23 protein-coding genes and 6 tRNA genes are annotated in these 24948 nt (G+C 68.0%); 18 read left to right on the forward strand and 11 right to left on the reverse strand.

All coding sequences use genetic code 11. The features are described 5' to 3' along the window. Nucleotides 1-25: 25 nt before the first annotated feature. The 4 genes from argG to ACX12L_RS01265 form a co-directional block, all read right to left on the reverse strand. Nucleotides 26-1369 carry an argininosuccinate synthase gene (gene argG, locus ACX12L_RS01250; protein ID WP_459260931.1) on the reverse strand — a complete coding sequence of 448 codons (1344 nt, stop codon included), beginning with the start codon at nt 1367-1369 and terminating at the stop codon, nt 26-28. A gap of 27 nt (nt 1370-1396) precedes the next feature. After that, nucleotides 1397-1714 (reverse strand): pyrimidine/purine nucleoside phosphorylase, encoded by a 318-nt coding sequence (gene ppnP / locus ACX12L_RS01255; protein ID WP_059401047.1) that lies wholly within the window; start codon nt 1712-1714, stop codon nt 1397-1399. Between the two features lie 60 nt (nt 1715-1774). Beyond that, a complete protein-coding gene (locus tag ACX12L_RS01260) occupies nt 1775-2446 on the reverse strand; it encodes a glycine zipper 2TM domain-containing protein (protein ID WP_459260932.1) in 672 nt (223 codons plus the stop codon). Between the two features lie 123 nt (nt 2447-2569). After that, entirely contained in the window at nt 2570-2956 is a 387-nt protein-coding gene (locus tag ACX12L_RS01265; protein WP_459260933.1) for an ArsC family reductase, read from the reverse strand. Between the two features lie 48 nt (nt 2957-3004). Here ACX12L_RS01265 and folC point away from each other — a divergent pair, with 48 nt between their 5' ends. From folC to ACX12L_RS01325, 12 genes are all read left to right on the forward strand, one after another. Next, nucleotides 3005-4327, forward strand: a complete 1323-nt coding sequence (gene folC, locus ACX12L_RS01270) for a bifunctional tetrahydrofolate synthase/dihydrofolate synthase (protein WP_459260934.1) — start codon at nt 3005-3007, stop codon at nt 4325-4327. A gap of 9 nt (nt 4328-4336) precedes the next feature. After that, nucleotides 4337-5167 (forward strand): SPOR domain-containing protein, encoded by an 831-nt coding sequence (locus ACX12L_RS01275; RefSeq protein WP_459260935.1) that lies wholly within the window; start codon nt 4337-4339, stop codon nt 5165-5167. 13 nt (nt 5168-5180) lie between these two features. Then, entirely contained in the window at nt 5181-5669 is a 489-nt protein-coding gene (locus ACX12L_RS01280; protein WP_459260937.1) for a CvpA family protein, read from the forward strand. A 63-nt stretch (nt 5670-5732) separates the two neighbouring features. Next, nucleotides 5733-7241: an amidophosphoribosyltransferase gene (purF, locus tag ACX12L_RS01285; RefSeq protein ID WP_459260938.1), complete on the forward strand. Its 1509-nt coding sequence runs from the start codon at nt 5733-5735 to the stop codon at nt 7239-7241. A gap of 128 nt (nt 7242-7369) precedes the next feature. Then, a complete protein-coding gene (locus ACX12L_RS01290; RefSeq protein ID WP_459260939.1) occupies nt 7370-8584 on the forward strand; it encodes an O-succinylhomoserine sulfhydrylase in 1215 nt (404 codons plus the stop codon). Continuing rightward, nucleotides 8581-9984 carry a glutamate--tRNA ligase gene (gltX, locus tag ACX12L_RS01295; RefSeq protein WP_459260940.1) on the forward strand — a complete coding sequence of 468 codons (1404 nt, stop codon included), beginning with the start codon at nt 8581-8583 and terminating at the stop codon, nt 9982-9984. Before ACX12L_RS01290 ends, gltX begins: the two co-directional genes overlap by 4 nt. Before the next feature lie 66 nt (nt 9985-10050). Beyond that, nucleotides 10051-10126, forward strand: a tRNA-Ala gene (locus ACX12L_RS01300). 20 nt (nt 10127-10146) lie between these two features. Further along, nucleotides 10147-10222, forward strand: a tRNA-Glu gene (locus ACX12L_RS01305). Between the two features lie 47 nt (nt 10223-10269). Continuing rightward, a tRNA-Asp gene (locus ACX12L_RS01310) sits at nt 10270-10346 on the forward strand. 6 nt (nt 10347-10352) lie between these two features. Beyond that, nucleotides 10353-10428: transfer RNA gene (locus ACX12L_RS01315), tRNA-Ala, on the forward strand. Between the two features lie 23 nt (nt 10429-10451). Beyond that, nucleotides 10452-10527: transfer RNA gene (locus ACX12L_RS01320), tRNA-Glu, on the forward strand. 47 nt (nt 10528-10574) lie between these two features. After that, nucleotides 10575-10651 (forward strand) — tRNA-Asp (locus ACX12L_RS01325). Nucleotides 10652-10764: 113 nt separating this feature from the next. On the opposite strand, the gene msrA is transcribed toward ACX12L_RS01325, so the two are convergent. The 4 genes from msrA to ACX12L_RS01345 form a co-directional block, all read right to left on the reverse strand. Further along, on the reverse strand, nt 10765-11499 hold the full coding sequence (gene msrA / locus ACX12L_RS01330; RefSeq protein WP_459260941.1) for a peptide-methionine (S)-S-oxide reductase MsrA: 735 nt from the start codon (nt 11497-11499) through the stop codon (nt 10765-10767). A gap of 29 nt (nt 11500-11528) precedes the next feature. Beyond that, a complete protein-coding gene (locus tag ACX12L_RS01335) occupies nt 11529-13346 on the reverse strand; it encodes a cytochrome c biogenesis protein DipZ (RefSeq protein ID WP_459260942.1) in 1818 nt (605 codons plus the stop codon). Between the two features lie 19 nt (nt 13347-13365). Continuing rightward, nucleotides 13366-13866 (reverse strand): peptide-methionine (R)-S-oxide reductase MsrB, encoded by a 501-nt coding sequence (gene msrB / locus ACX12L_RS01340; RefSeq protein WP_459260943.1) that lies wholly within the window; start codon nt 13864-13866, stop codon nt 13366-13368. 120 nt (nt 13867-13986) lie between these two features. Next, nucleotides 13987-14772 (reverse strand): substrate-binding domain-containing protein, encoded by a 786-nt coding sequence (locus ACX12L_RS01345; protein WP_459260944.1) that lies wholly within the window; start codon nt 14770-14772, stop codon nt 13987-13989. A 415-nt stretch (nt 14773-15187) separates the two neighbouring features. On the opposite strand from ACX12L_RS01345, the gene ACX12L_RS01350 reads away from it, so the two are divergent. Next, nucleotides 15188-15904 (forward strand): response regulator transcription factor, encoded by a 717-nt coding sequence (locus tag ACX12L_RS01350; RefSeq protein WP_459260945.1) that lies wholly within the window; start codon nt 15188-15190, stop codon nt 15902-15904. After that, the gene (locus ACX12L_RS01355; RefSeq protein WP_459260947.1) at nt 15901-17400 is read left to right on the forward strand and encodes a sensor histidine kinase; all 1500 of its coding nucleotides are present in this window, start codon (nt 15901-15903) and stop codon (nt 17398-17400) included. The genes ACX12L_RS01350 and ACX12L_RS01355 overlap by 4 nt, the downstream gene beginning before the upstream one ends. A gap of 217 nt (nt 17401-17617) precedes the next feature. Here the strand turns inward: ACX12L_RS01355 and ACX12L_RS01360 are convergent, their stop codons facing one another. The 3 genes from ACX12L_RS01360 to ACX12L_RS01370 form a co-directional block, all read right to left on the reverse strand. Then, complete coding sequence (locus tag ACX12L_RS01360) at nt 17618-18376, reverse strand: 3-hydroxyacyl-CoA dehydrogenase (protein ID WP_459260948.1); 759 nt, start codon at nt 18374-18376, stop codon at nt 17618-17620. 116 nt (nt 18377-18492) lie between these two features. Further along, complete coding sequence (locus tag ACX12L_RS01365) at nt 18493-19542, reverse strand: extracellular solute-binding protein (protein WP_459260949.1); 1050 nt, start codon at nt 19540-19542, stop codon at nt 18493-18495. Between the two features lie 276 nt (nt 19543-19818). Then, entirely contained in the window at nt 19819-20373 is a 555-nt protein-coding gene (locus tag ACX12L_RS01370) for a phasin family protein (RefSeq protein ID WP_459260950.1), read from the reverse strand. 254 nt (nt 20374-20627) lie between these two features. Here ACX12L_RS01370 and ACX12L_RS01375 point away from each other — a divergent pair, with 254 nt between their 5' ends. The 4 genes from ACX12L_RS01375 (at nt 20628) to ACX12L_RS01390 (ending at nt 24896) form a co-directional block, all read left to right on the forward strand. Beyond that, nucleotides 20628-21107, forward strand: coding sequence for an acyl-CoA thioesterase (locus tag ACX12L_RS01375; protein WP_459260951.1), 480 nt, complete (start codon nt 20628-20630; stop codon nt 21105-21107). A 137-nt stretch (nt 21108-21244) separates the two neighbouring features. Next, nucleotides 21245-22444 carry a nicotinate phosphoribosyltransferase gene (pncB, locus tag ACX12L_RS01380; RefSeq protein WP_459260952.1) on the forward strand — a complete coding sequence of 400 codons (1200 nt, stop codon included), beginning with the start codon at nt 21245-21247 and terminating at the stop codon, nt 22442-22444. 41 nt (nt 22445-22485) lie between these two features. Further along, nucleotides 22486-23898, forward strand: coding sequence for a sodium:proton antiporter (locus ACX12L_RS01385; protein WP_459260953.1), 1413 nt, complete (start codon nt 22486-22488; stop codon nt 23896-23898). Nucleotides 23899-23915: 17 nt separating this feature from the next. Beyond that, a complete protein-coding gene (locus tag ACX12L_RS01390; RefSeq protein WP_459260954.1) occupies nt 23916-24896 on the forward strand; it encodes a 2-hydroxyacid dehydrogenase in 981 nt (326 codons plus the stop codon). Nucleotides 24897-24948: the final 52 nt, after the last annotated feature.

Genomic DNA, 24948 nt, shown 5'->3' on the forward strand with positions numbered 1-24948 from the left:
CAAGCGCTAGAGGCTGATTTGATGCTTACTTCTTGGCGCTGCCGTCTTCGAGCTGCGCCAGCGCCGCATTGCCGCCCAGCGACAGCAGGCCGGCACGCGCGTACACGCCCAGCTTGCCGCGCGTGTCGGAGATGTCCAGGTTGCGCATGGTGAGCTGGCCGATGCGGTCCAGCGGGCTGAACGGCGCGTCTTCCACCTTCTCCATCGACAGGCGCTCGGGCGCGTAGGTCAGGTTGGGACTTTCGGTGTTCAGCAGCGAGTAGTCGTTGCCGCGGCGCAGCTCCAGCGTCACGGTGCCGGTCACGGCGCGCGCCACCCAGCGCTGGGCGGTCTCGCGCAGCATGATGGCCTGGGGGTCGAACCAGCGGCCCTGGTACAGCAGGCGGCCCAGCTTCAGGCCGTTCAGGCGGTACTGCTCGATGGTGTCCTCGTTGTGGATGCCGGTCACCAGGCGCTCGTAGGCGATATGCAGCAGCGCCATGCCCGGGGCCTCGTAGATGCCGCGGCTCTTGGCCTCGATGATGCGGTTCTCGATCTGGTCGCTCATGCCCAGGCCGTGGCGGCCGCCGATGCGGTTGGCCTCCAGGAACAGCTCCACCGGGTCGTCGATTTCCTTGCCGTTGATGGCCACCGGCTGGCCCTCGTTGAAGGTCACGCTGACTTCTTCGGCGGGCACGTCCACCTCGGGCTTCCAGAACGCCACGCCCATGATGGGGTTGACGATGCGGATGCCGCTGCTGAGGTATTCCAGGTCCTTGGCCTCGTGCGTGGCGCCCAGCATGTTGCTGTCGGTGCTGTACGCCTTCTCGGCGCTCATCTTGTAGCCGAAGCCCTCCTTGGTCATGAAGGCCGACATTTCGGCGCGCCCGCCCAGCTCGTCGATGAACTGCTGGTCCAGCCAGGGCTTGTAGATGCGCAGGGACGGGTTGGTGAGCAGGCCGTAGCGGTAGAAGCGCTCGATGTCGTTGCCCTTGAAGGTGGAGCCGTCGCCCCAGATGTGCACGTCGTCCTCCTTCATCGCGGCCACGAGCATGGTGCCCGTGACGGCGCGGCCCAGCGGCGTGGTGTTGAAGTAGGCGATGCCGCCGGTGCTGATGTGGAACGCCCCGGCCTGGATGGCGGCGATGCCCTCGTGCGCGAGCTGCGTGCGGCAGTCCACCAGGCGAGCTGCCTCGGCGCCGTACTCCATGGCCTTGCGCGGGATGGCGTCGTAGTCGTCCTCGTCGGGCTGGCCCAGGTTGGCGGTGTAGGCGTAGGGAATCGCGCCCTTGTTCTTCATCCAGCGCAGCGCGGCGCTGGTGTCGAGGCCGCCCGAGAAGGCGATGCCGACCTTCTGGCCGACGGGGAGGGATTGCAGGATGGTTGCCATGGGAAGTCGTGTGTTGAGGTTTTTGCGTCAGCCGTAGTGGCAGATGTAGTGGAAGGCATCGGCCACGCGGATGTCGAAGCTGGAGTTGGCCGGGATGCTGAACTTGTCGCCCGGGCCGGCCGCGAGCCAGGCATCGCTGCCCGCCAGCCGGTATTCGCACGATCCGGCCACGCACTCCATGATCTCGGGCGCGCCGGTGCCGAACGTGAGCGTGGCCGGCAGCACCACGCCGACCGATTTCTGCGTGCCGTCGGGGTAGGTGATGCCGTGGCTCACGCATTTGCCGTCAAAGTACACGTTGGCCCGGGTGGCGACGCTGACGCCGGCGATCTTCTCGGTGGTCATGGGTAGGAGCGGGAGATGGGACAAACCATCGATTTTAGGGCCTGCGGCCCGCCGCGGGCGTCAGTAGCGGCCGTAGTAGTGCGGCGGGCGATGGGGGTAGCCGTAGGGGGCGCGGTACTCGATCACCGTGGGGGGCGGCTCCACCACGTAGGCGGGCGGGCCGGGCGGGGTCGAGACCACCACGCCGGGCTGGGCGTAGCCGCCATAGCCGGGTGCGTAGCCGGACGGAGGGTCGGACGGGTAGTCCGGCGGGTAGCCGGGCACGCCCGGCACGGCCGGCTGCACGCTCAGCGGGATCCACTGGCCCGGGTCGCTTTGCGTGCGCGTGGTGTAGCGCCGGCCCGCGTATTCGTAGACCACGTCGTAGCCCACCACGCGGTTGTCGTAGTAGGTCTCGGTGGTGCAGCGCTGCACGTTCTGGTAGCCGGGACGGCCGCTCTCCACCTGGTTGCCCAGCACCGCGCCGCCGATCACGCCCAGCGCCGTGGCCGCCGCGCGGCCGCTGCCGCCGCCGATGGCGTTGCCCGCCGCGCCGCCGGCGATGGCCCCCAGCACGGCGCCCGCGCCCGTGGTGGGGCGGGCGCCGCCGTAGATGGTTTCATTGCCGCACACCTGGCGCGGCACCGCCACCTGCTGGGTGACGGGGGTGGCCGAGAACACGCGGCCCTGTTCCTGGGCCTGGGCGGCCAGGGCCGCCGTGGCCAGTGCGGTGAGGATGATGGTCTTGTTCATGATGGGCTCGAAGCTCCTTTGGGCAGGCATACAACGCGCCAGCCCGCCAGGAAGTTTCGGCGCGGCGCGTCAACGTCCCGGGGCTGGCCCGTAAAACTGCGTAAAGACGTTCTCAAGGCAGGCTCAGGCGTTGGAGCCGCCGCCCGCCAACTCGTTCCACTGGTCCGCCTGGAAGCCCACCGTCACGCGGCCCGTGGGGGCGCCGCTCCACTCGACCACGGGGCGCTTGATGACCGAGGGCTGCTCGGCCATCAGCGCGGCGGCGCTGGCGGCATCGTGCACGCGGCCCTGCACGGCGGGGTCGAGCTTGCGCCAGGTCGTGCCCTGGCGGTTGAGCAGCCTGTCCCAGCCCACGGCGGCCATCCAGGCCGGCAGGCGTTCGGCGGGCACGCCCTGCTTCTTGAAGTCGTGGAACCGGTAGGCCAGGCCTCGCTCCTGGAGCCAGGCGCGCGCCTTCTTGACGGTGTCGCAGTTGGGGATGCCGTAGACGATGATCGTGGGGGTACTCATGGGCGCGGATCATCGCGCATGCGCGGCTCGGCGACAATTCGGCCCGCTATGCACACCATTCCCCCGACACTGGAAAGCTGGCTCGCCCACTGCGAGCGACTGCACGCCAAGAACATCGACATGGGCCTGGCGCGCGTGGGCGAGGTGGCGCGCCGGCTGGCGCTGCGCTTCGACTGCCCCGTGATCACCGTGGCCGGCACCAACGGCAAGGGCTCGACCTGCGCCATGATCGAGGCCGTGGCCATGCAGGCGGGCTACCGCACGGGCGTCTACGGCTCGCCGCACCTGGTGCGCTTCGAGGAGCGCTGCCGCATCCGCGGCGAGACGGTGGCCGCCGACTCCCTGGTGCCCCACTTCGAGGCCGTGGAGCGCGCCAGGACGCAGGGCGACGAGGTCTCGCTGACCTACTTCGAGTTCACCACGCTGGCCATCCTGCGGCTCATGAGCATGTCGCTGCTCGACGTGGCGATCCTGGAGGTGGGGCTGGGCGGGCGGCTCGACGCCACCAACGTCATCGACGCGGACTGCGCCGTCATCACCAGCGTGGACATCGACCACGTGGAATTCCTCGGGCCGGACCGCGAGGCCATCGGCCGCGAGAAGGCCGGCATCATGCGCACCGGGCGCCCCGTGGTGGTGAGCGACCCCGTGCCGCCGCAGAGCGTGATCGACCACGCGCGCGAGATCGGCGCCGACCTGTGGCGCTTCGGCCATGACTTCAACTATTCCGGCGACAAGCAGCAATGGGCCTGGGCGGGGCGCAGCCGCCGCTACGCGGGCCTGGCCTACCCGGCGCTGCGCGGGGCCAACCAGCTGATCAACGCCGCGGGCGCGCTCGCGGCGCTGGAGGCGCTGCGCGCGCGCCTGCCCATCACCGCGCAGGCCGTGCGCCTGGGCCTGGCCCGGGTGGAGCTGCCCGGGCGCTTCCAGATCGTGCCGGGCCAGCCCACGCTGGTGCTGGACGTGGCGCACAACCCGCACGCGGTGGCGGCGCTCACGGCCAACCTGGACGCCATGGGCTACTTCCCCACCACGCACGCCGTCTTCGGCGCCATGGCCGACAAGGACCTGGCGCCCATGCTGGCCAAGGTGGGGCCGCTCATCGACCGCTGGTATTTCACCGACCTGCCCACGCCGCGCGCCGAGAGCGCCGCGGCGCTGCAGCAGAAATGGAACGCGCTGCAGATGGTGGCGGGCGGGCGCCGGCCGGTGGCCACGAGCCTGCACGCCAGCCCCGAGGAGGCGCTGCGCGCGGCCGTGGAGGCCGCCGACCCGGCTGATAGAATCGTGGTCTTTGGCTCGTTCTACACGGTGGGCGGCGTGCTCAAAGACGGAGTGCCCCGCCTGCAGGCCAAGCATCTGGGCGCATAAAAGCACTCCATGGCATTTTTCAAGTTTCGTTGGCCCGGCAGGCAGGAGCCGCAGGGCGACAGCAGCAAGCCCGCCCGGCGTTCGCGCGCCGCCGCCCAGGCCGAGAGCATCGAGGACATGCGGCGGCGCGCGCGGCACCGGCTGATCGGCGCCGCCGTGCTCGTGCTGGCCGGCGTGGTGGGCTTCCCCATGCTGTTCGACACCCAGCCGCGGCCGGTTGCCGTGAACATGGCCATCGACATCCCCGACCGCAACAAGGTGGCCCCGCTGGTGGTGCCGCACAAGGGCGGGGAAGCGCCCGCGCCCGCCGCCGAGCCGCCCGCGGCCGGGCTGGATACGGGCGAAGAGGTCGTCGCATCCCGTCCGCGCGGCGAGCCGGCGCCAGCGCCGGTGCAGCGCGCCCAGGCCGAGCCCAGGCACGAGCCCGCGCCCGAGCCGCGCACCGAACCCAAGCCGGCGCCCAAGGCAGAGCACAAGGCCGAGCCCAAGCCGGAGCCGAAACCCGAACCGAAAACCGAGCCCAAGACCGCGCGCCAGGAAGACGCGGCGCGCGCGCGCGCCCTGCTCGAAGGGCGTGCGCAGCCGCCGGCCGCGGCGGCCGCCGCAGAGCAGGGCCGCTTCATCGTGCAGGTGGGCGCGTTCGCCGATGCGGACAAGGCGCGCGAGGTGCGTGAGCGGCTCGAACGCTCGGGGCTCAAGACCTATACCCAGGTGGTGGACACCAAGGACGGCAAGCGCACGCGCGTGCGCCTGGGGCCGTTCGACAGCCGCGCCGAGGCCGACAAGGCGGCCGGGCGCGTCAAGGGCGCGGGCCTGTCCGCATCCGTGCTGAGCCTGTAACGACGAATTGCGCATGGCGGCGCTGGACTGGATATTCCTGGCGGTGCTGGCCGCGTCGCTGCTGCTCGGCGCGTGGCGCGGCCTGGTGTTCGAGCTGCTGTCGCTGGCTGGCTGGGTGGTGGCATTCTTCGCGGCGCAGTGGTTCGCGGGCGACGTGGGCGCGTGGCTGCCCATGGGGCAGTCGGATGTCGCCTGGCGCCATGTCGCGGGCTTCGCGCTGGTGTTCGTGGGCGCGGTGTTCGCCTGCGGCCTGGTGGCCTGGCTGCTCAAGAAGCTGGTCGAGGCCGTGGGGCTGCGGCCCGCGGACCGGGCGCTGGGGGCGCTGTTCGGCGTGCTGCGCGGCCTGGTGCTGCTGCTGGCCGTGGTGCTGGTGGCGGGCTGGCTGCAGGTGCAGGAGGCGCCGTGGTGGAAGGAATCCCAGGCCGCCCCCATGTTGCAGGGGGCGCTCAAGGGATTGAGGCCCGTGCTGCCCGAGGAACTGGGGCGGCACCTGCCTTCGTGACGGCGGGCGCAGAGAATTGTTGTCGGCGGGAAGTCTCCCGCCCTTGTGAATGGAACGCGAACTATGTGTGGAATCGTCGGCGTGGTCAGCACCGCCCCTGTCAATCAGCTGATCTATGACGCCTTGCTGCTGCTGCAGCACCGGGGGCAGGACGCCGCGGGCATCGTCACCCAGCAGGGGCGCAAGTTCTTCATGCACAAGGCCAAGGGCATGGTGCGCGACGTGTTCCGCACGCGCAACATGCGCGCGCTGCCGGGCGCGGTGGGCCTGGGCCAGGTGCGCTATCCCACGGCGGGCAATGCGTCGAGCGAGGAGGAGGCGCAGCCGTTCTACGTGAACGCGCCGTTCGGCATCGTCATGGTGCACAACGGCAACCTGACCAACGCCAAGCAGCTGCGCCGCGAGCTCGCCGAGACCGACCACCGCCACACCAACACCGAGAGCGACTCCGAGGTGCTGCTCAACGTGCTGGCGCACGAGCTGGCGCGCGCCAGCAGCGGCTCGCCCCTGAGGGACGAGGACGTGTTCGCGGCGGTGCGCGCCGTGCACCGGCGCATCAAGGGCTCGTATGCCGTGATCGCGCTGATCGCGGGCTACGGGCTGCTCGCCTTCCGCGACCCGTTCGGCATCCGCCCCCTGTGCATGGGCAAGGGCGCGGACGGCACGGTGATGCTGGCCAGCGAATCCGTGGCGCTGGAGGGCACGCTGCACCAGCTGGAGCGCGACGTGGCGCCCGGCGAGGCCGTGTACGTGCGCCTGGACGGGCGGGTGCTGACGCAGCAGTGCGCCGAGAATCCGCACCTGAACCCCTGCGTGTTCGAGTACGTGTACCTGGCGCGGCCGGATTCGGTGCTCGACGGCATCTCGGTCTACCAGGCGCGCCTGAACATGGGCGAGACGCTGGCCAAGCGCGTGATCTCCACCGTGCCGCCCAGCGAGATCGATGCCATCATCCCCATCCCCGAGTCGAGCCGCCCCAGCGCCATGCAGCTGGCGCAGCTGCTGGGCATCCCGTACCGCGAGGGCTTCGTCAAGAACCGCTACGTGGGCCGCACCTTCATCATGCCGGGGCAGGGCACGCGCAAGAAGTCGGTGCGCCAGAAGCTCAACGCGATCGCCAGCGAATTCAAGGGCCGGCGCGTGCTGCTGGTGGACGACTCCATCGTGCGCGGCACCACCTCCAAGGAGATCGTGCAGATGGCGCGCGACGCGGGCGCCGTCAAGGTGTACCTGGCATCGGCCGCGCCGCCGGTGCGTCACCCCAACGTCTACGGCATCGACATGCCCACGCGCACCGAGCTGGTGGCGCACAACCGCACGGTGGAGGAAATCCGCCAGGTGATCGGCGCCGACGCGCTGATCTACCAGGACGTGGACGCCATGAAGCAGGCCGTGGGCAAGATCAACCCGCGCGTGGAGGGCTTCGAGGCCTCGTGCTTCGACGGCCTCTACATCACGGGCGACATCTCCGACGAGGACGTGACCGCGCTCAACGAAGGGCGCGAGCGCGGCGGCGACGAGGAGCCCGAGGACACCTCGCGCCTGTCCCTGCCCAACGCAGAGGCGCTGTGAGCGCAGCCGGATTCATCAAAAAAATGAGCGCCTGCCGCTTGCCACTTCTAGTTTTCAGTATCGAAAGATACTGAAAACCCCACGGATCAGGCGCAAACAGCTCCTGTTTTTAAACAAGGACCGTCATCGTGACCGATAAAACCCTGCCCGCCGGCCTGCATCCGGACACCCTCGCCGTGCGCGAGGCCGTGGAGCGCAGCCAGTGGGGCGAGCACAGCGAAGCCCTGTACCTGACCAGCAGCTTCGTGCAGAGCGACTGCGCCAGCGCCGCGCGGCGCTTCGCCAACGAGGAAGCGGGCTACACCTACAGCCGCACCAGCAACCCCACGGTCACCAGCTTCGAGCGGCGCCTGGCCGCCATGGAGGGCACGGAATGCGCCGTGGCCACCGCCACCGGCATGTCGGCCATCCTGCTCGTGGCGCTCACGGCGCTCAAGGCGGGCGACCACGTGATCTGCTCGCAGTCCATGTTCGGCTCCACCATCAAGCTCCTGGGCACCGAAATGGCGCGCTTCGGCGTGGAGACCAGCTTCGTCTCCCAGACCGACGTGCAGGCCTGGAAGGCGGCGATGCGCCCCAACACGCGCCTTCTGTTCGCCGAGACGCCCACCAACCCGCTCACCGACCTGTGCGACATCGCCGCGCTGGCCGAGCTGGCCCATGCCCGCGGCGCGCTGCTCGCGGTGGACAACAGCTTCGCCTCGCCCGTGCTGCAGCAGCCCGTGCGCTTCGGCGCCGACATCGTCGTGCACTCGGGCACCAAGCTGCTCGACGGCCAGGGCCGCGTCATGGCCGGCGCCGTGTGCGGCACGGTGGCGCTGGTCGACAAGGTCATGGGCACCTTCCTGCGCAGCGGCGGGCTGAACCTGGCGCCCTTCAACGCCTGGGTGGTGCTCAAGGGGCTGGAGACGCTGGGCCTGCGCGTCAAGGCCGAAAGCGCCGCGGCGCTGGAGCTGGCCACCTGGCTGGAGGCGCACCCCAAGGTCGCGCGCGTCTACTACCCCGGACTGAAGAGCCACCCCCAGCACGAGCTCGCCATGCGCCAGCAGAACGGCATGGGCGGCACGGTGCTGGCGTTCGACGTGGCGGGGCAGGGCGCGGAGCAACTGCGCGCCAACGCCTTCCACGTGGTCGACAGCACGCGCGTGTGCTCCATCACCGCCAACCTGGGCGACGTCAAGACCACCATCACCCACCCGGCCAGCACCTCGCACGGGCGGCTCACCGAGGAACAGCGCCAGGCCGCCGGCATAGGCCAGGGGCTGATCCGCATCTCCGTCGGCCTGGAGCACCTGGGCGACATCCAGAACGACCTGGCCCGCGGGCTGGACACCCTGCCATGACGAGCACCAAAGTACGCACCCGGTTCGCCCCCTCGCCCACGGGCTTCATCCACCTGGGCAACATCCGCTCGGCGCTCTACCCCTGGGCCTTCGCGCGCGCCAACGGCGGCGACTTCATCCTGCGCATCGAGGACACCGACCTGGAGCGCTCCACGCAGGCCTCGGTGGACGTCATCCTCGAAGGCATGGCCTGGCTGCAGCTGGACCACGACGAAGGCCCGTACTACCAGATGCAGCGCATGGACCGCTACAAGGAAGTGCTGGCCCAACTGCAGGCCGCCGGCCACGTCTACCCCTGCTACATGAGCGTGCAGGAGCTCGACGCCCTGCGCGAGCGCCAGATGGCCGCCAAGGAAAAGCCCCGCTACGACGGCACCTGGCGCCCCGAGCCCGGCAAGGTGCTGCCGCCCGTGCCCGAGGGCGTCAGGCCCGTGCTGCGCTTCAAGACGCCGAAGGACGGCGTCGTCGGCTGGGACGACAAGTGCAAGGGCCGCATCGAGTTCCAGAACAGCGAGCTCGACGACCTCGTCATCGCCCGCCCCGACGGCACGCCCACCTACAACTTCTGCGTCTGCGTGGACGACATGGACATGCGGATCACCCACGTGATCCGCGGCGACGACCACGTCAACAACACGCCGCGCCAGATCCACATCTTCGAGGCGCTGGGTGCGCAGGAGCCCGTCTTCGCCCACCTTCCCACGGTCCTGAACGAGCAGGGCGAGAAGATGAGCAAGAGGAACGGCGCCAAGGCCGTCACCCAGTACCGCGACGAGGGCTACCTGCCCGACGCCATGGTCAACTACCTCGCGCGCCTGGGCTGGAGCCACGGCGACGACGAAATCTTCTCGCGCGCGCAGTTCCTCGCGTGGTTCGACCTGGACCACCTGGGCAGGAGCGCCGGCCAGTTCGACGAGGCCAAGCTGCGCTGGGTCAACGCCCAGCACCTCAAGGCCATGGACGACGCGCAGCTCGCCGGCATGGTCGAGCCCTTCGCCGCGAAGGCCGGCGTGGCCGCGAGCCAGCTCGACGAGCGCCTGCCGCGCATCTGCGCCCTGTTCAAGGACCGCTGCGAAACCCTGGTCGACCTGGCACGCTGGATCGCCGTGTTCTATGCCGATACCGTGGAGTGCAACGCCGACGACTACGCCAGGCTCGTGACCGAGGCCGCGCAGCCGCTGCTCGATGCCTTTGCCGCCGCGCTGCAGACCGTGGAGTGGAACAAGGAGGCCATCGCCGCCGCCATCAAGGACGTGCTGAAGGCGCAGGGCGCCAAGATGCCGCAGCTGGCCATGCCCGTGCGCGTGCTCACCATGGGCACGGCCCATACGCCGTCGGTCGATGCGGTGCTCGAACTGCTCGGGCGCGAAAAAATCCTGGCGCGTTTGAAAAGCCGCTGAAAACCTGTCTATAATTTGAGGCTCAGGTGATGACGGCGGTTAAGAAAATTAAACGCCGAAATCAACGGGGGTATAGCTCAGCTGGGAGAGCGCTTGCATGGCATGCAAGAGGTCAGCGGTTCGATCCCGCTTACCTCCACCACCTGAAACAATCTAGGTTTTGACCCTATCGTCTAGAGGCCTAGGACATCACCCTTTCACGGTGAGTACCGGGGTTCGAATCCCCGTAGGGTCGCCAAGTTTTGTGGCACTTGGTTCCGCAAGGAACGAAAGTCACACCGACGCGGAGTGGTAGTTCAGTCGGTTAGAATACCGGCCTGTCACGCCGGGGGTCGCGGGTTCGAGTCCCGTCCACTCCGCCATACCTTGGGGGTATAGCTCAGCTGGGAGAGCGCTTGCATGGCATGCAAGAGGTCAGCGGTTCGATCCCGCTTACCTCCACCAGGATTGTCGAATTTCTAGGTTTTGACCCTATCGTCTAGAGGCCTAGGACATCACCCTTTCACGGTGAGTACCGGGGTTCGAATCCCCGTAGGGTCGCCAAGTTTTGTGGCACTTGGTTCCGCAAGGAACGAAAGTCACACCGACGCGGAGTGGTAGTTCAGTCGGTTAGAATACCGGCCTGTCACGCCGGGGGTCGCGGGTTCGAGTCCCGTCCACTCCGCCAAAACAAGTCTTCTGGATCATTATTGATTAAGAAGAGTCAAGAGCCACCTTCGGGTGGCTCTTTGCTTTTGGGCCCTCGTCGCGTGCCCCGGTCGGCTTCCTGTCGTGTCCGCGCTACTTCTGCCGTCTCGGCCTGACCAGCACGGGATCGTCGCGATAGCTGTCTGGGAACAGCCGCTGGAGGTTCTCCACCTTGGGTAGGTCGTTGATGACGATGTAGGGGTTGCGCGGGTTTTCGGTCATGTAGTCCTGGTGATAGTTCTCGGCCGGGAAGAAGCTGGGCTTGTCCTCCAGCCGCGTCACGATGGGCTTGCCGAACGACTTCGAGGCGTCGAGCTGAGCGATATAGGCCTGCGCGATCTTCAACTGGTCCGGGCCGGCCGCGAAGATGGCCGAGCGGTACTGCGTGCCCGCATCGGGGCCCTGGCGGTTGAGCTGGGTCGGGTCATGCGCCACTGAAAAGAAGATCTGCAGCAGCCGGCCGTAGCTGACCTGCGCCGGGTCGTAGGTGATTTCCACCGATTCCGCATGGCCCGTTCCGCCGCTGCTCACGGCGGCGTAAGAGGCCTGGGCCGCCGTTCCGCCGCTGTAGCCCGAGACGGCGCGCTGTACGCCCTTGACGTGCTGGAACACGCCCTGCACGCCCCAGAAACAGCCGCCCGCGAAGACGGCCTTTTGCAGCCCCTGGCCGGTGGCGGGGAGATCCAGCGCGGGCGGCGGGATGCGCACGGCCAGCTCGGCGGCCTGCAGCGTGGTGGCCTGCCAGAGCAGGCAGCCGCCCAGCAGCACGGCGCTGCCGGCCATGAGCCGAAGAAGGCCGCGGCGGCGGAATGCGGAATCTGTGATCATGATGGCTCTCCTGTCGAAATCGCGTCTGCTCAGCCGAAGGTGAAGGCATAAGCCGAGACGCCGGGGTCCTTGAACTCGATGCTGAAAGTGCGCTCGGCGATGTCTCCGTCCTGGCGGATCAACTGGTACAGGCGCTGGCCGGTCACGGTGCCGCTGCCATCCGCTGCGACATCCATGCCGTGGGCCTTGCCGGGTACCTTGCCGTCGATCAGCACCCTGAAGCGCACGGGCTTCCCGGCCGGCCCCGGGCCCAGCACCAGGTGCAGATCGCGGGCATGGAAGCGGTAGGTGATGCGGCCCGATGCACCGTCCAGCGTGGCGCTTTCCGACCCCACCTTCCATTGGCCCGTCAGTCCCCAGGCATTGAGCGGCAGGCGCCCGGGCGTGGCATAGACCGTGGCTTGGTCGTGAACAGCGGCCGGCGTGGCGGCGAAGTGCTCCGCACGCTCATAGCCCAGGTAGGTCTCGGGCGAGTGCACCGAAGCCATGTCGCCAGCCTGCTGCACGCCCTTGGCCTCCACCTCGATCAGGCCCTGGGCCACCTGTTCTGCGCCGGCCTCCTGCAGCAGCTGCTGGATCACGCGCTCGGACTCGGCGTAGCCGCCTTCGCCAAAGTGATGGTGGCGGATGCGCCCCTGGGCGTCGATGAAGTAGTGCGCGGGCCAGTACTGGTTGCGGAAGGCGCGCCAGACCTGGTAGCCGTTGTCCACGGCCACGGGGTATTCGATACCCAGATCCTCGATGGCTTTTTCCACATTGGACAGCTTGCGCTCGAAGGCGAACTCGGGTGCATGCACGCCCACCACGACCAGGCCCTGGTCGCGGTACTTCTCTGCCCAGGCCTTCAGGTAGGGCAGGGTGCGCAGGCAGTTGATGCAGGAATAGGTCCAGAAGTCGACCAGCACCACCTTGCCGCGCAATTGCCCGGCAGTCAGAGGGGCCGAGTTGAACCAGTGCGTGGCGCCGTCGAGCGCAGGGGCTGTGCCTTCGTCGGGCAAGCCCGGTTCCGCGCCGCTGCCGCCCGCGGCCATCATGGCGGGGCCGGCGCTGCCGGAGGCCTGCATCATCATCGCGGGATTGCCCTGCATGGCCATGGCGGGCGCGCTGCTGCGCTGCCCGCCCAGGCGCTCGACGAGCTTTTGTTCCAGGCCGCCCGTGGAGGCCGTGGACAACTGGGCCAGCACGCCCGTGTCCAGACCCAGCGCGATGGCGCCCACACCCGCCAGCATGGCCGCGCCCAGGCCGCGCCGCACCCATTCGCCAGCACCCAGCGAGCGCTTGAGGGCGGCGAACACCTTGCCGCCCAGCAGCAGGGCTGCTGCGATGGAGGTGGCGGCGCCAGCGGCATAGGCCAGCAGCAGCAGGCTGGAGGTGGTGTTGGCGCCCTGCAGCGCCGCCCCCGTGAGGATCAGGCCCAGGATCGGGCCCGCGCAAGGCGCCCACAGCAGGCCCGTGGCCACGCCCAGCAGCAGCGAGGCGCCGGTGCGCGGGCCGCCGCCTGCCTCGCCGTTGCCCTGGGCATGTTCGGAGAGGCGCGAGCCGGCAGCCACCAGGGGCCTGCTCAGGCGTTCGGACAGGCCCGGCCACAGCAGCGTCAGCGCGAACAGCGCCATCAGGGCCAGTGCCAGCCAGCGGCCGTATTCGTTGGCGGCCACCACCCAGCCGCCGCCCACGGCTGCCAGCGAGGCGACCAGCGCAAAGGTCAGCGCCATGCCGGCCAGCAACGGCAACCCGCTTCTGGCAAAGGGCTGGTCGGCGCGGGCCAGGACAAAGGGCAGCACGGGCAGGATGCAGGGGCTGACGATGGTCAGGGCGCCGCCCAGGTAGGCAAGGACGATCAGCAGCATGGCAAGGCTCCCTCCGCGTTCAGGCGGGCTGCGCGGCGAAGGCCAGCGACAGGCCGTTCATGCAATAGCGCAGGCCCGTGGGCGGGGGGCCATCGTTGAAGACATGGCCCAGGTGGCCGCCGCAGCGGCGGCAGTGCACCTCGGTGCGCAGCATGCCGAGGGCCCGGTCCTGGCGCGTGGCGACGGCGTTGTCCAGCGGCTTCCAGAAACTGGGCCAGCCGGTGCCGCTGTCGAACTTGGTCTTGGAGGAAAACAGCGGCAGGGAACACCCTGCGCAGGCGAAGATGCCCGCGCGCTTTTCCTTGTCGAGCGGGCTGCTGTAGGGGCGCTCGGTGCCTTCCTGGCGCAGCACGGCGTATTGCTGGGGCGTGAGCCGGGCGCGCCATTCGGCGTCGCTATAGCGCACTTCGAAGACCTCGCTGGCCGCGGCGGCCGGCGCGCGGCGTGGAAACAGGCTGGCCGCCAGCGCGGCGGCGGTGCCGGCGCCCGTGGTCCACAGGAGATGGCGTCTGGTGGTCATGGTGCGTTCCTCTTTGGGTTGGAGTGGATGTTAGGGACCGGGCCTCCCGAAGTCCTCACGCAAACCTCAAAAAATCGTGATATCTCCCGTCCCGGCAAAGGCCGGGAAGATCAACCAGGGTTAGCGAACCTCGCCTTGCGGTGCTTCGGTCGTCCAGCCCCAGCGCGAGAAGATCGCCGCACCGTCGGACGACTTCAGGAAATCGACGAACTGCTGCGATGCCGGGTTTTCGGTGCCTCGTTTGGTCACGGCCACGCCCGTGTCCCGATAAATCGCGTAGCGCGGCTCAATCGGCACTACCTGGGCCAGCGATGGATTCGATACCTGCCAGATGTTCCAGATGAGCCATACGTCTATGTCCTGCCGCTCGATCCAGGTCTGGCGCGCGGCCGCGCTGTTGCCTGCGTAGCCCACGATGTTCTTGCGCATCGCGGCCACCGTGCGGATGTCGCCAAGCCGTCCCGCGACATCTTCCCAGGCACCGTTCTGTCCCGCCCCATTCACCACGAGCACCTTCACGCCGGGCTTGAGCACGTCGGCGATCCCTTGGATATGCTTGGGGTTGCCGGGGCGCACGAGGATCGACATCGGACGCAGATAGAGCGGCTCTGGCGCCTCGGGTGTCAGCTGGCCGCCCATCGCGGCGACGAAATCCGACATCATCGTCTCCGAGCCGCTGTAGACGAGGTCGGCGTCGGCGCGCGCGCGCTCGAGCCAGGAGGGCGTCGGACCAGCGGTCACGTCGACATGGACCCCTGTCTTCTTCTCGAACGCAACGGCGGCCTCCTTCATGGCCGGTGCCGGGCCGCCCGGCCCGTAGACATGCAGGACAGTCGCTTGCGCTGCGGCATAACCGCACGCGAGCGACAGGCAAAGCGCGTTGACTGTGCGCAGGACGGATTTCATGGTGACTCTTCCTCGAAGTTGAAATTGATCGGCGGCCGCAGTGGATGGATGTGCCTCGTTGGGCACGGATCTCATCGGCCTGTGAAATAGCGCCCGTCCCCTGCAGTCGCCGCTGACAAAGATTCAGCCGGATCGGCAAGGTGCATGGCATCGCGTGTCCTTGCGAGAGGGCCTGCAATGGCCGCCAGAAGCACGATCGCGACATCCGTGCCTGCGATCCGGAGGCAATCGAAGCCCGCCGTCATGGCTTATCCGTCAAGGGGTTGGTGGCGCATGAGCCTCAGCTTAGGACGTCGATTTCCCGGAGTCCTCACGCAAATTTAAATAATTCGTGATAACTCCTCCTCGGAGGATTCCGGACAATCGGCAGTCCGGGTGCCATGGGCGCCTTCCAGCTGCATCACAGGCTTTCAAGATGACCGCAACACGCCGCGTGCTTCTCGTCGAGGACGACGCCCATATCGCCGACCTGCTCGCGCTGCACCTGCGCGACGAGGGGCTGGAGGTCGTGCACTGCGCGCGCGGCGACGACGGGCTGCGGCAACTGGAGCAGGGTGGCTGGGATGCGCTGGTGCTCGACATCATGCTGCCCGGCGTGGACGGGCTGGAGATTTGCCGCCGCGCGCGCGCCATGGCACGCTACACACCCATCATCATCGTCAGCGCGCGCTCCAGCGAGGTGCACCGCATCCTGGGGCTGGAGATCGGCGCGGATGACTACCTGGCCAAGCCGTTCTCGGTACTGGAGCTGATCGCGCGCGTCAAGGCGCTGCTGCGGCGCGTCGAGGCGCTGGCGCAGAACGCGCGCCTGGAGGCAGGCAGCGTGTCCATCGCGGGCCTGTCCATGGATCCGGTGGCGCGCGATGCGCGGCTCGACGGCGCGAGGCTGGACCTGACGCCGCGCGAGTTCGATCTGCTGTACTTCTTCGCGCGCCAGCCCGGCAAGGTGTTCTCGCGCATGGACCTGCTCAATGCCGTCTGGGGCTACCAGCATGAAGGCTATGAGCACACGGTCAACACCCACATCAACCGCCTGCGCGCCAAGATCGAGGCCGATCCGGCCCAACCCATGCGCATCCTCACCGTCTGGGGGCGCGGCTACAAGTTCGCCGAGCCGGGAGGCGCCGCATGAGACTGCGCCTGACGCTGACCCAGCGCCTGTCGCTGGTGTTCGCCGTGCTGCTGCTGGTGTGCAGCGGCACTTCGGCCTGGCTGCAGCTGCGCGCCAACCGCATGCACGAGCTGGAGGTCGTGCAGGGCCTGTCGCGCGACGTGGCCGAGAGCATCGCCCGCAATGCCCAGCTCACCGATGCCAACGGGCTCATGCCCGGCGCCGTGCGCAACCTCTTCAACCAGATGATGATGGTCAACCCCAGCGTGGAGGTCTATCTGCTGGAGCCCGATGGCCGCATTGCCGGCCATGCCGCGCCCGAGGGGCGCCTGCGCCGCGACCGCGTGGACCTGGCGCCCGTGCACCGGCTGCTCGGTGGCGGCGCGCTGCCCATCCTGGGGGACGACCCGCGCAGCATGGATGGGCGCAAGGTCTTCAGCGCGGCGCCGCTGCGCGTCGATGGCCGCGACGTCGGCTACATCTACGTGGTGCTGCTGGGCGAGGCGCATGACCGGCTCGTGGCCCAGGGCTCGGCCAGCAGTGTGCTGCGTACGGCGCTGTGGTCCATCGGCCTGGTAGCCCTGTTGTGCCTGGCGGCGGGCCTGGTGGCCTTCGCGCTGATCACGCGGCCGCTGCGCCGGTTGACCGACGAAGTAGGGCGCTTCGACATTCATGGCGTGCCGCCGGAGCTGCCCGAGCCTCCGGCCCACGCCGCGCAGGACAGCCGTGACGAGATCGCCGTGCTCGACGGCGCCTACCGGCAGATGGTGGCCCGCATAGGCCAGCAGTGGAAGGCCTTGACGCGCCAGGACCAAGAGCGCCGCGAGCTGATCGCCAATGTTTCGCACGACCTGCGCACGCCGCTTTCCTCGCTGCACGGCTACCTCGAGACGCTGCTGCTCAAGGATGCCGTGCTCGAAGCGCCCGAGCGCCGTCGCTACCTGGGCATCGCCCTCGACCAGAGCCGCAAGGTGGGCGAACTGGTGCAGAGCCTGTTCGAGCTGGCCCGGCTTGAATATGGGTTCGTGCAGCCCGAGCGCGAGTCGTTTTCCCTGATCGACCTGGTGCAGGACGTGTTCCAGAAATTCGAGCTGCGGGCAGAGGCCCGGCGCGTTGCGCTCCAAGCGGTCTTTCCGCCCCAGTTGCCCCCGGTCCATGCGGACCTGGGCATGATCGAGCGCGTGCTGGGCAATCTGCTGGACAACGCCCTGCGCCATGTGCCCGAGGGCGGTTCCGTGCGGATTGCGCTCGCGCCATCGGTATCCGGCGCAGAGGTGGAGGTCACGGTCAGCGACACCGGGCCCGGCATTGCGGCCGAACTGCGCGAAGGGCTGTTCCAGCGCCCCTTCACCGTGGGCGGCGCGCGCCGCGATGGCGGCCTGGGCCTGCGCATCGTGCACCGCATCCTGGAACTGCACGGCCGCTCGATTGCGCTGGTCGATGTGCAGGGCCAGGGAGCAAGTTTCCGGTTCGGGCTGGCGGTTGCGGAACAGCGCGAAAACGCGCGGCAGCAATAGCTCCAGGCATGTCGCTTGGAATAAACGCCATGCCCGCTCAGGCGCACGGAATACCGGGCTCCACACCTGGGCGCATGGCCACCCCTACGGCGCACGCGGGACGGCGATGCCAGGCCGCGCTGAAGGCCCGCGAAATCGCCAAGGCTGCGAAGGCAAGGGCGTGCGCCCGCAGGCCGCTCGCGGATCGAGCGCCTAGCAGGACCCACGCCGGCCTGGGTCACTTCGGTGCGAGCCGGATGGCGCCGTCCAGGCGGATCACCTCGCCGTTGAGCATGTCGTTCTCGAAGATGTGGCGCACGAGCCTGGCGTAGTCCTGCGGGGTACCCAGGCGGCTGGGGAAGGGCACGCCGGCGGCGAGCGCGTCCTGCACCTCCTGGGGCATGCCGAACAGCATGGGCGTGCCGAAGATGCCGGGGGCGATGGTCATGTTGCGGATGCCGCTGCGGGCCAGGTCGCGGGCGATGGGCAGCGTCATGCCGACCACGCCGCCCTTGGAGGCAGAGTAGGCGGCCTGGCCGATCTGGCCGTCGTAGGCCGCCACGCTGGCCGTGGAGACCAGCACGCCGCGCTCGCCCGTGGATTCGGGCTCGTTCTTGCTCATGGCCTCGGCGGCGAGCCGGATCATGTTGAAGGTGCCGATCAGGTTCACCGTGATGGTCTTGCTGAACGTGGCCAGCGCATGCGCGCCGTTCTTGCCCACCGTTTTCTCCGCGGGGGCGATGCCCGCGCAGTTCACCAGGCCCATGAGCTTGCCCAGGGACACGGCCTTGGCCACCGCGGCCTGGCCGTCGGCCTCGCTGCTCACGTCGCAGCGCACGAAGGCGCCGCCGATCTCGCGCGCCACGGCCTCGCCCTTGTCGGCCTGCATGTCGGCGATCACCACCCGCCCGCCGGCGTCCGCCAGCATGCGCGCCGTGCCTTCGCCCAGGCCCGAGGCGCCGCCCGTGACGATGAATACCTTGCCCTTGATGTCCATGGTGTCTCCAAGAATGACGTTGACGTAAACGTCAATTATGAACGAGCGCGGGCCGGTGGCCGCAAAAGAAAAAAGCCCGGCGGGGGGCCGGGCTCGTTGCAGGTGGCCGCGCTGGATCAGCGGAAGCCGACGCGGTCCAGCATCTGCTGCACCTTGACCGTATTGGCGCCCACGGCGCTGATCGGGATGGTCTCGCTCTTGAACGGCTTGCCGTCGGTCATGGCCTTGAGGGCGGGGTTGCCGGGGTCCACGCCCTTGGCAGCGGGCCACTCGTTGTTGCCGTTGGCGAAATAGTTCTGTGCCTCGGGGCTCGCCAGGTATTCCAGGAACTTGATCGCATTCGCCTGGTGCTTGGTGTGGCGTGCCACGGCGCCGCCGGCGATGTTCATGTGCGTGCCCCAGGACTGCTGGTTGGGGAACACCACCGAGACCTTCTCGACGACGGCCTTGTCCTCGGGCTTTTCCGAGCGCATCAGGCGGGCCAGGTAGTAGCTGTTGGTCACGGCGATGTCGCACTCGCCTGCGGCCACGGCCTTGATCTGGTCGGTGTCGCCCCCCTTGGGCGCGCGCGCGAGGTTGTTCACCATGCCCTTGAGCCAGGCCTCGGCCTTCTGCTCGCCCATGTGCTCGGTGACCGCGCCGAAGAGGCTCAGGTTGTAGGGGTGCGAGCCCGAGCGTATGCACAGCTTGCCCTTGTTCTTGGGGTCGCCCAGTTCCTCGTAGGTGTCCACGTCGTCCTGGTTCACCTTGGCCTTGTTGTAGACGATGACGCGGGCGCGGGTGGACAGGCCGAACCAGGCAATGCCGCCATCGGCGGCGGGCGTGGCGCGCAGGTTGGCGGGAATGGCGTCCTCCAGCACCTTGGAGCGCACGGGTAGGAACAGCCCATCGACTTCCCCCCGGTACAGGCGCGCGGCATCCACCAGCAGGATCACGTCGGCGGGCGAGGCCGTGCCTTCGGCCTTCAGGCGGGCCATGATGCCGGCATCGTCGGAGTCCACGCGGTTGACCTTGATGCCCGTGGCCTTGGTGAAACCGCTGTAGAGGGCCTCGTCCGTGGTGTAGTGACGCGCCGAATACAGGTTGACGACCTGCTCCTGGGCGCAGGCGGCGCCTGCTGCCGCCAGAACACAGATGGCCAGCAGGGATTTCATGGGCTTGTACATGGGAATCGGTCTTTCTCGGGAATGGATGTGCGGATCATAAAACAAACGAGAATCGTTCTTAAATGATCCAGATCACCGCAGGGGAAATCCTTCGCCATGGAGCGGGCAAAAAAAAAGCCCAGTCAGAGACTGGGCTGGAAGGGATCCATGAAACGCGAGGCTTCGAAAGGATCCAAGGAGACAACTGGTGGACCTTGCTATCTTCGATGACAAGGCCGTTGTCGGAATTATAGGTGAAAACCCTGGACTGCACTTCTGCGAAGTGCAGCCGGGCTATCAGCGCTTGCGTGCGGCGACTTCGACCGTCTTGGCGGCGTTGGCAGCGGAGCTGGCCACGGCGTTGAAGTTGGCTTCGGCCACGTCGCTGGCCTGCTTCACGGCCTTTTGCACGGACTCGAAGGCGTTGTTGGCGGCGGAAACGGCGCTCTTGAACACGGCCACGGTGGTTTCGGAACCGGCGGGGGCGTTCTTGGCGGCGGAGTCCACCAGGCTGCTGAAGCTGCGCTGTGCTTCGGCGGTCTGGGCTTCGAAGGCCTTGCCGAACTCGGCGCCGGTGCCGGAGGCGATTTCGTACACGTGGCGGCTGTAGGCGGCAGCCTTTTCGGCCATGGGCTGGAACAGACCGGCCTGCAGGGCCAGCAGTTCCTGCGCGTCCTTGACGGACAGCACGGCTTGAGCGTGGGTGGCGGCTTCGGTCAGAGCGGCGCGCGAAGCGGCAACGTTCAGTTGAACGAGCTTTTCCACGCCTTCGAAGGCCTTGTTGGTCAGGCCGAACAGGGTTTCGACGTTGGCCTTGTGGGAAGCGAGGAATTGCTCAGGGGTCAGCGACATGTCATTTCTCCAAATGAAAAGCCCTTGGGGGGCGAGTTAAGAGGACTGCCCTGACTGACTTCCATGTCATGTTGCAGTGCAGCATGGAGCGAATTTTAGGGATCCTGGCCCGAGATGCAAGTGTTTTTGTTGCAATGCAACATTTTTAGGGTCGTTACCCCAATGTTCCGTTTGTTACGGGAGGGCGGAACGTGCGTCCGGCGCCCGATCTCCCGGGGCGGGGCGCCTGGCCTCGCTGGCACAATCAGCGTCCCATGAATGCGCCCCACGCTCCGCCATCCACCGCCGCCGCTTTCGCGCCACCGCGTCCGCGGCCGCAGCCCCGCGATGCCTATCGCGCCTTTCGCAGCATAGGCACGCGCTGGATGGACAACGACATCTACGGCCATGTGAACAACGTCGTGTACTACAGCTGGTTCGACACGGCCGTGAACGCCTACCTGATCGAGCAGGGCGCCCTGGACATCCACCAGGGCGACACCATCGGGCTGGTCATCGAGACGCAGTGCAACTACTTTGCGCCGCTGGCCTTTCCCCAGGCCATCGATGCCGGCATGCGCGTGGCCCGGCTGGGCGAGAGCAGCGTGCGCTACGAGGTGGGCCTGTTCGCGCAGGGCGAGGCGATGAGCGCGGCCTGCGGCCATTTCGTGCACGTGTACGTGGGCCGCGGCGACCGCCGGCCGCGGCCGTTGCCGCAGCGGCTGCGGCAGGTGCTGCAGCCGCTGTGCATCTGAGCGTGGGGTTGTCCGCGCAGTGGCGGCGGGCGGCGCCTGGTTGATGCCAGAATCGTGGGCCAGAGATCCCATGTCCCTCCTCCCGGGCGCCGGCCCGGGGCCCACCGCCGGCGGGGCACGGAACCGCGCGCATATCCATGATCATCACCAGCCTGCTCGACACCGACCTGTACAAGTTCACCATGATGCAGGTGGTGCTGCACCAGTTTCCGGGCGCGCAGGTCGAGTACCGCTTCAAGTGCCGCAACCCGGGCGTGGAGCTTGCTCCCTTCGCGAGCGAGATCCGCGACGAGATCCGCGCGCTGTGCACCCTGCAGTTCCAGGATGCCGAACTGGCCTACCTGCGCTCGCTGCGCTTCATCAAGAGCGATTTCGTCGATTTCCTGGGCCTGTTCAGGCTCAACGAGAAATACATCCACGTGAGTGCGCTGCCCACGGGGGAGATCGACATCACGATCACCGGCCCCTGGCTGCACACCATCCTGTTCGAGATCCCGGTGCTGGCCATCGTCAACGAGGTGTACTTCCGCAACACGCAGAAGGTGCCCGATTTCCCCGAGGGGCGCCGGCGGCTCGATGCCAAGATCGCACGGATGCAGGCCAGCGGGCTGGAGAGGCTGAAGATCGCCGACTACGGCACGCGCCGGCGCTTCTCCCGCGCCTGGCATGAGGAGGTCCTGCGCGTGCTGTGCGCGCGCCTGGGGACGGACGACCGCGGCAACGGCGACGCCGGGCAGTTCGCGGGCACCAGCAACGTGCTGTATGCGATGAAGCTGGGGGTGACGCCGCTGGGCACCATGGCCCATGAATATCTGCAGGCCTGCCAGTCGCTGGGCCCGCGGCTGCGCGACACCCAGGTGTTCGGCTTCGAGATGTGGGCCAAGGAATACCGCGGCGACTTAGGGATAGCGCTGTCGGACGTCTACGGCATGAATGCCTTCCTGCGCGACTTCGACCTGTATTTCTGCAAGCTGTTCGACGGCGCGCGCCATGACAGCGGCGACCCCTTCGCCTGGGGCGAGCGCCTGCTGCAGCACTACCGCGACAACCGCGTCGATCCGCTGACCAAGACGCTGATCTTCAGCGATGCGCTCACCGTGCCGCGCATCATCGAGCTGTTCCAGCGCTTCCACGGGCGCTGCCAGCTGGCCTTCGGCATAGGCACGAACCTGACCAACGACCTGGGCTGCGAGCCGCTGCAGATCGTCATCAAGATGACGCGCTGCAACGGCCAGCCCGTGGCCAAGCTCTCGGACGCGCCCGGCAAGAACATGTGCGAAGACGAAAAATACCTGGCCTACCTGCGCCAGGTGTTCGACATTCCCAGCCCCGCATGAGCGGGCGGGCTCCCAGAACGAAGAAGAGAGGAGACGGATTCATGAAGGCTTTCCGTATGCTGGCGCTGGCCCTGGCATGCATGGCCCCGCCGCTGGCCATGGCGGCGGACATCGACGGCAGCCGGCTGTCGGTGCTGTGGGGCGTGCCCTTTGCCGGCATCCTGCTGTCGATCGCGCTGCTGCCGCTGCTGGCGCCGTTGTTCTGGCACCACCATTTCGGCAAGGTGGCCGCCGCCTGGGCTCTGGCCTTTCTGGTGCCGTTCGCCTTCGTGCACGGGCCGGGCGCGGCGGCGGCGGGCTTCGTGCATGCGCTGGTGGCCGAGTACATCCCGTTCGTGATCCTGCTCGCGGCGCTGTTCACGGTGGCGGGCGGCATCTACATACGCGGCAACCTGCACGGCAGCCCGGCGCTCAATACGGGACTGCTGGCCGTGGGCGCGGTGCTGGCGAGCTTCATGGGCACGACGGGCGCGTCGATGCTGCTCATCCGCCCCTTGATACGCGCCAACGACGACCGCAAGCACGTGGCGCACGTCGTGGTGTTCTTCATCTTCATCGTCTCCAATGCCGGCGGCTCGCTCACGCCGCTGGGCGATCCGCCGCTGTTCCTGGGCTTTCTCAAGGGCGTGGACTTCTTCTGGACCATGCGGCACATCTTCCCGGAGACGCTGTTCCTCGTCGGCGTGCTGCTGGCGCTGTTCTATGCGCTCGACAGCTGGTACTACCGGCAGGCGGGCGAGGCCGGCCGCAGCGACCCCACGCCCGACTCTGCGCCCCAGGCGCTGGGCTTCGACGGCAAGATCAACTTCGCGCTGCTGCTGGCGGTGGTGGGGCTGGTGCTGATGAGCGGCGTGTGGAAGTCGGACGTGCAGTGGATCATCGCCGGCACGCCCGTGGGCCTGCCCGGGCTGGTGCGCGACGCAGGGCTGATCGCGGTCACGCTGGCTTCGCTCGCGCTCACGCCGCGCCAGGTGCACGAGGCCAACCAGTTCGGCTGGGGCCCGATGCAGGAGGTGGCCAAGCTGTTCGCGGGCATCTTCCTGACCATCATCCCCGTGATCGCCATGCTCAAGGCGGGCGTGCACGGCCCGTTCGGCGCGATCGTCTCGGCCGTCACGCGCGCGGATGGCTCGCCCGATCCGGCCATGTACTTCTGGGCCTCGGGGCTGCTCTCGTCCTTTCTCGACAACGCGCCCACCTACCTGGTGTTCTTCAACACGGCCGGGGGCGATCCGGCCACGCTCATGGCCGCGCATGCGGCCACGCTGGCGGCCATCTCGGCGGGCTCGGTGTTCATGGGCGCCAACACCTACATCGGCAACGCGCCCAACCTCATGGTCAAGGCCATCGCCGAGGACCGCGGCGTGAAGATGCCGAGCTTCTTCGGCTACATGCTGTGGTCCGGCGCCATCCTGGTGCCGCTGTTCGTCGCCATGACCTTCGTCTTCTTCTGAACAAAGGACAAGCCCCCATGCCCAAGCCCCGCATCCTGGTCACGCGCCGGATCTTTCCCGAGGTGATCGAACGCCTTTCGCGGCATTTCGAGGTCGAGTCCAACCCGGACGACGTGCTGTGGACGCAGGCCGATCTGGCCCGGCGCATGGCCGACAAGGACGGCGCCTTCACCACCGGCAGCCACCGCATCGACAAGGCGCTGCTTGCGGCCAGCCCGCTTCTCAAGATCGTGGCCAACATGGCCGTGGGCTACAACAACTTCGACGTGGAGGCGATGACCGCCGCCGGCGTGCAGGCCACCAACACGCCCGACGTGCTGACCGAGACCACGGCCGACTTCGGCTTCGCGCTGCTCATGGCCACCGCGCGGCGCATCACCGAGAGCGAGCATTACCTGCGCGCCGGCCAGTGGACACGCTGGAGCTACGACATGTTCGCGGGCGGCGAGGTGCACGGCAGCACGCTGGGCATCCTGGGCATGGGCCGCATCGGCCAGGGCATCGCCCGGCGCGGCGCGCACGGCTTCGGCATGGACGTGATCTACCACAACCGCTCGCGCCTCTCGCCCGGGCTGGAGGCCGAGTGCAAGGCGCGCTACGTGGGCAAGGACGAGCTGCTCGCGCAGGCCGACCATCTCGTGCTGGTGCTGCCCTACACGCCCGAGTCGCACCACGCCATCGGCGCGGCCGAGATCGCGCGCATGAAGCCCACGGCCACGCTCATCAACATCGCGCGCGGCGGCATCGTCGATGACGCGGCGCTGGCCGAGGCGCTCAAGGACAGGCGCATCGCCGCCGCGGGCCTGGACGTGTTCGAGGGCGAGCCCAGCGTGCACCCCGGCCTGCTGGAGGTGCCCAACGTGGTGCTCACGCCGCACATCGCCAGCGCCACCGTGGCCACGCGGCTGGCCATGGCCAACCTCGCGGCCGACAACCTGATCGCCTTCTTCGAGAAGGGCGCGCCGCTCACGCCCGTGAACCGCATCGCGTCCAGGTGAAATACAAACCAAAAAGGCCTGCGGCGCTTGTCTGGAAAGCGCTGGCAGCTAT

This window comes from Alicycliphilus sp. T452, from assembly GCF_054512775.1.

What these genes read in the sequence shown, in the direction of transcription:
- argG (WP_459260931.1), bottom strand. Translation starts at nt 1,369, where the DNA reads ATGGCAACCATCCTGCAATCCCTCCCCGTCGGCCAGAAGGTCGGCATC.
- ppnP (WP_059401047.1), bottom strand. Translation starts at nt 1,714, where the DNA reads ATGACCACCGAGAAGATCGCCGGCGTCAGCGTCGCCACCCGGGCCAAC.
- ACX12L_RS01260 (WP_459260932.1), bottom strand. Translation starts at nt 2,446, where the DNA reads ATGAACAAGACCATCATCCTCACCGCACTGGCCACGGCGGCCCTGGCC.
- ACX12L_RS01265 (WP_459260933.1), bottom strand. Translation starts at nt 2,956, where the DNA reads ATGAGTACCCCCACGATCATCGTCTACGGCATCCCCAACTGCGACACC.
- folC (WP_459260934.1), top strand. Translation starts at nt 3,005, where the DNA reads ATGCACACCATTCCCCCGACACTGGAAAGCTGGCTCGCCCACTGCGAG.
- ACX12L_RS01275 (WP_459260935.1), top strand. Translation starts at nt 4,337, where the DNA reads ATGGCATTTTTCAAGTTTCGTTGGCCCGGCAGGCAGGAGCCGCAGGGC.
- ACX12L_RS01280 (WP_459260937.1), top strand. Translation starts at nt 5,181, where the DNA reads ATGGCGGCGCTGGACTGGATATTCCTGGCGGTGCTGGCCGCGTCGCTG.
- purF (WP_459260938.1), top strand. Translation starts at nt 5,733, where the DNA reads ATGTGTGGAATCGTCGGCGTGGTCAGCACCGCCCCTGTCAATCAGCTG.
- gltX (WP_459260940.1), top strand. Translation starts at nt 8,581, where the DNA reads ATGACGAGCACCAAAGTACGCACCCGGTTCGCCCCCTCGCCCACGGGC.
- msrA (WP_459260941.1), bottom strand. Translation starts at nt 11,499, where the DNA reads ATGATCACAGATTCCGCATTCCGCCGCCGCGGCCTTCTTCGGCTCATG.
- ACX12L_RS01335 (WP_459260942.1), bottom strand. Translation starts at nt 13,346, where the DNA reads ATGCTGCTGATCGTCCTTGCCTACCTGGGCGGCGCCCTGACCATCGTC.
- msrB (WP_459260943.1), bottom strand. Translation starts at nt 13,866, where the DNA reads ATGACCACCAGACGCCATCTCCTGTGGACCACGGGCGCCGGCACCGCC.
- ACX12L_RS01345 (WP_459260944.1), bottom strand. Translation starts at nt 14,772, where the DNA reads ATGAAATCCGTCCTGCGCACAGTCAACGCGCTTTGCCTGTCGCTCGCG.
- ACX12L_RS01350 (WP_459260945.1), top strand. Translation starts at nt 15,188, where the DNA reads ATGACCGCAACACGCCGCGTGCTTCTCGTCGAGGACGACGCCCATATC.
- ACX12L_RS01355 (WP_459260947.1), top strand. Translation starts at nt 15,901, where the DNA reads ATGAGACTGCGCCTGACGCTGACCCAGCGCCTGTCGCTGGTGTTCGCC.
- ACX12L_RS01360 (WP_459260948.1), bottom strand. Translation starts at nt 18,376, where the DNA reads ATGGACATCAAGGGCAAGGTATTCATCGTCACGGGCGGCGCCTCGGGC.
- ACX12L_RS01365 (WP_459260949.1), bottom strand. Translation starts at nt 19,542, where the DNA reads ATGTACAAGCCCATGAAATCCCTGCTGGCCATCTGTGTTCTGGCGGCA.
- ACX12L_RS01370 (WP_459260950.1), bottom strand. Translation starts at nt 20,373, where the DNA reads ATGTCGCTGACCCCTGAGCAATTCCTCGCTTCCCACAAGGCCAACGTC.
- ACX12L_RS01375 (WP_459260951.1), top strand. Translation starts at nt 20,628, where the DNA reads ATGAATGCGCCCCACGCTCCGCCATCCACCGCCGCCGCTTTCGCGCCA.
- pncB (WP_459260952.1), top strand. Translation starts at nt 21,245, where the DNA reads ATGATCATCACCAGCCTGCTCGACACCGACCTGTACAAGTTCACCATG.
- ACX12L_RS01385 (WP_459260953.1), top strand. Translation starts at nt 22,486, where the DNA reads ATGAAGGCTTTCCGTATGCTGGCGCTGGCCCTGGCATGCATGGCCCCG.
- ACX12L_RS01390 (WP_459260954.1), top strand. Translation starts at nt 23,916, where the DNA reads ATGCCCAAGCCCCGCATCCTGGTCACGCGCCGGATCTTTCCCGAGGTG.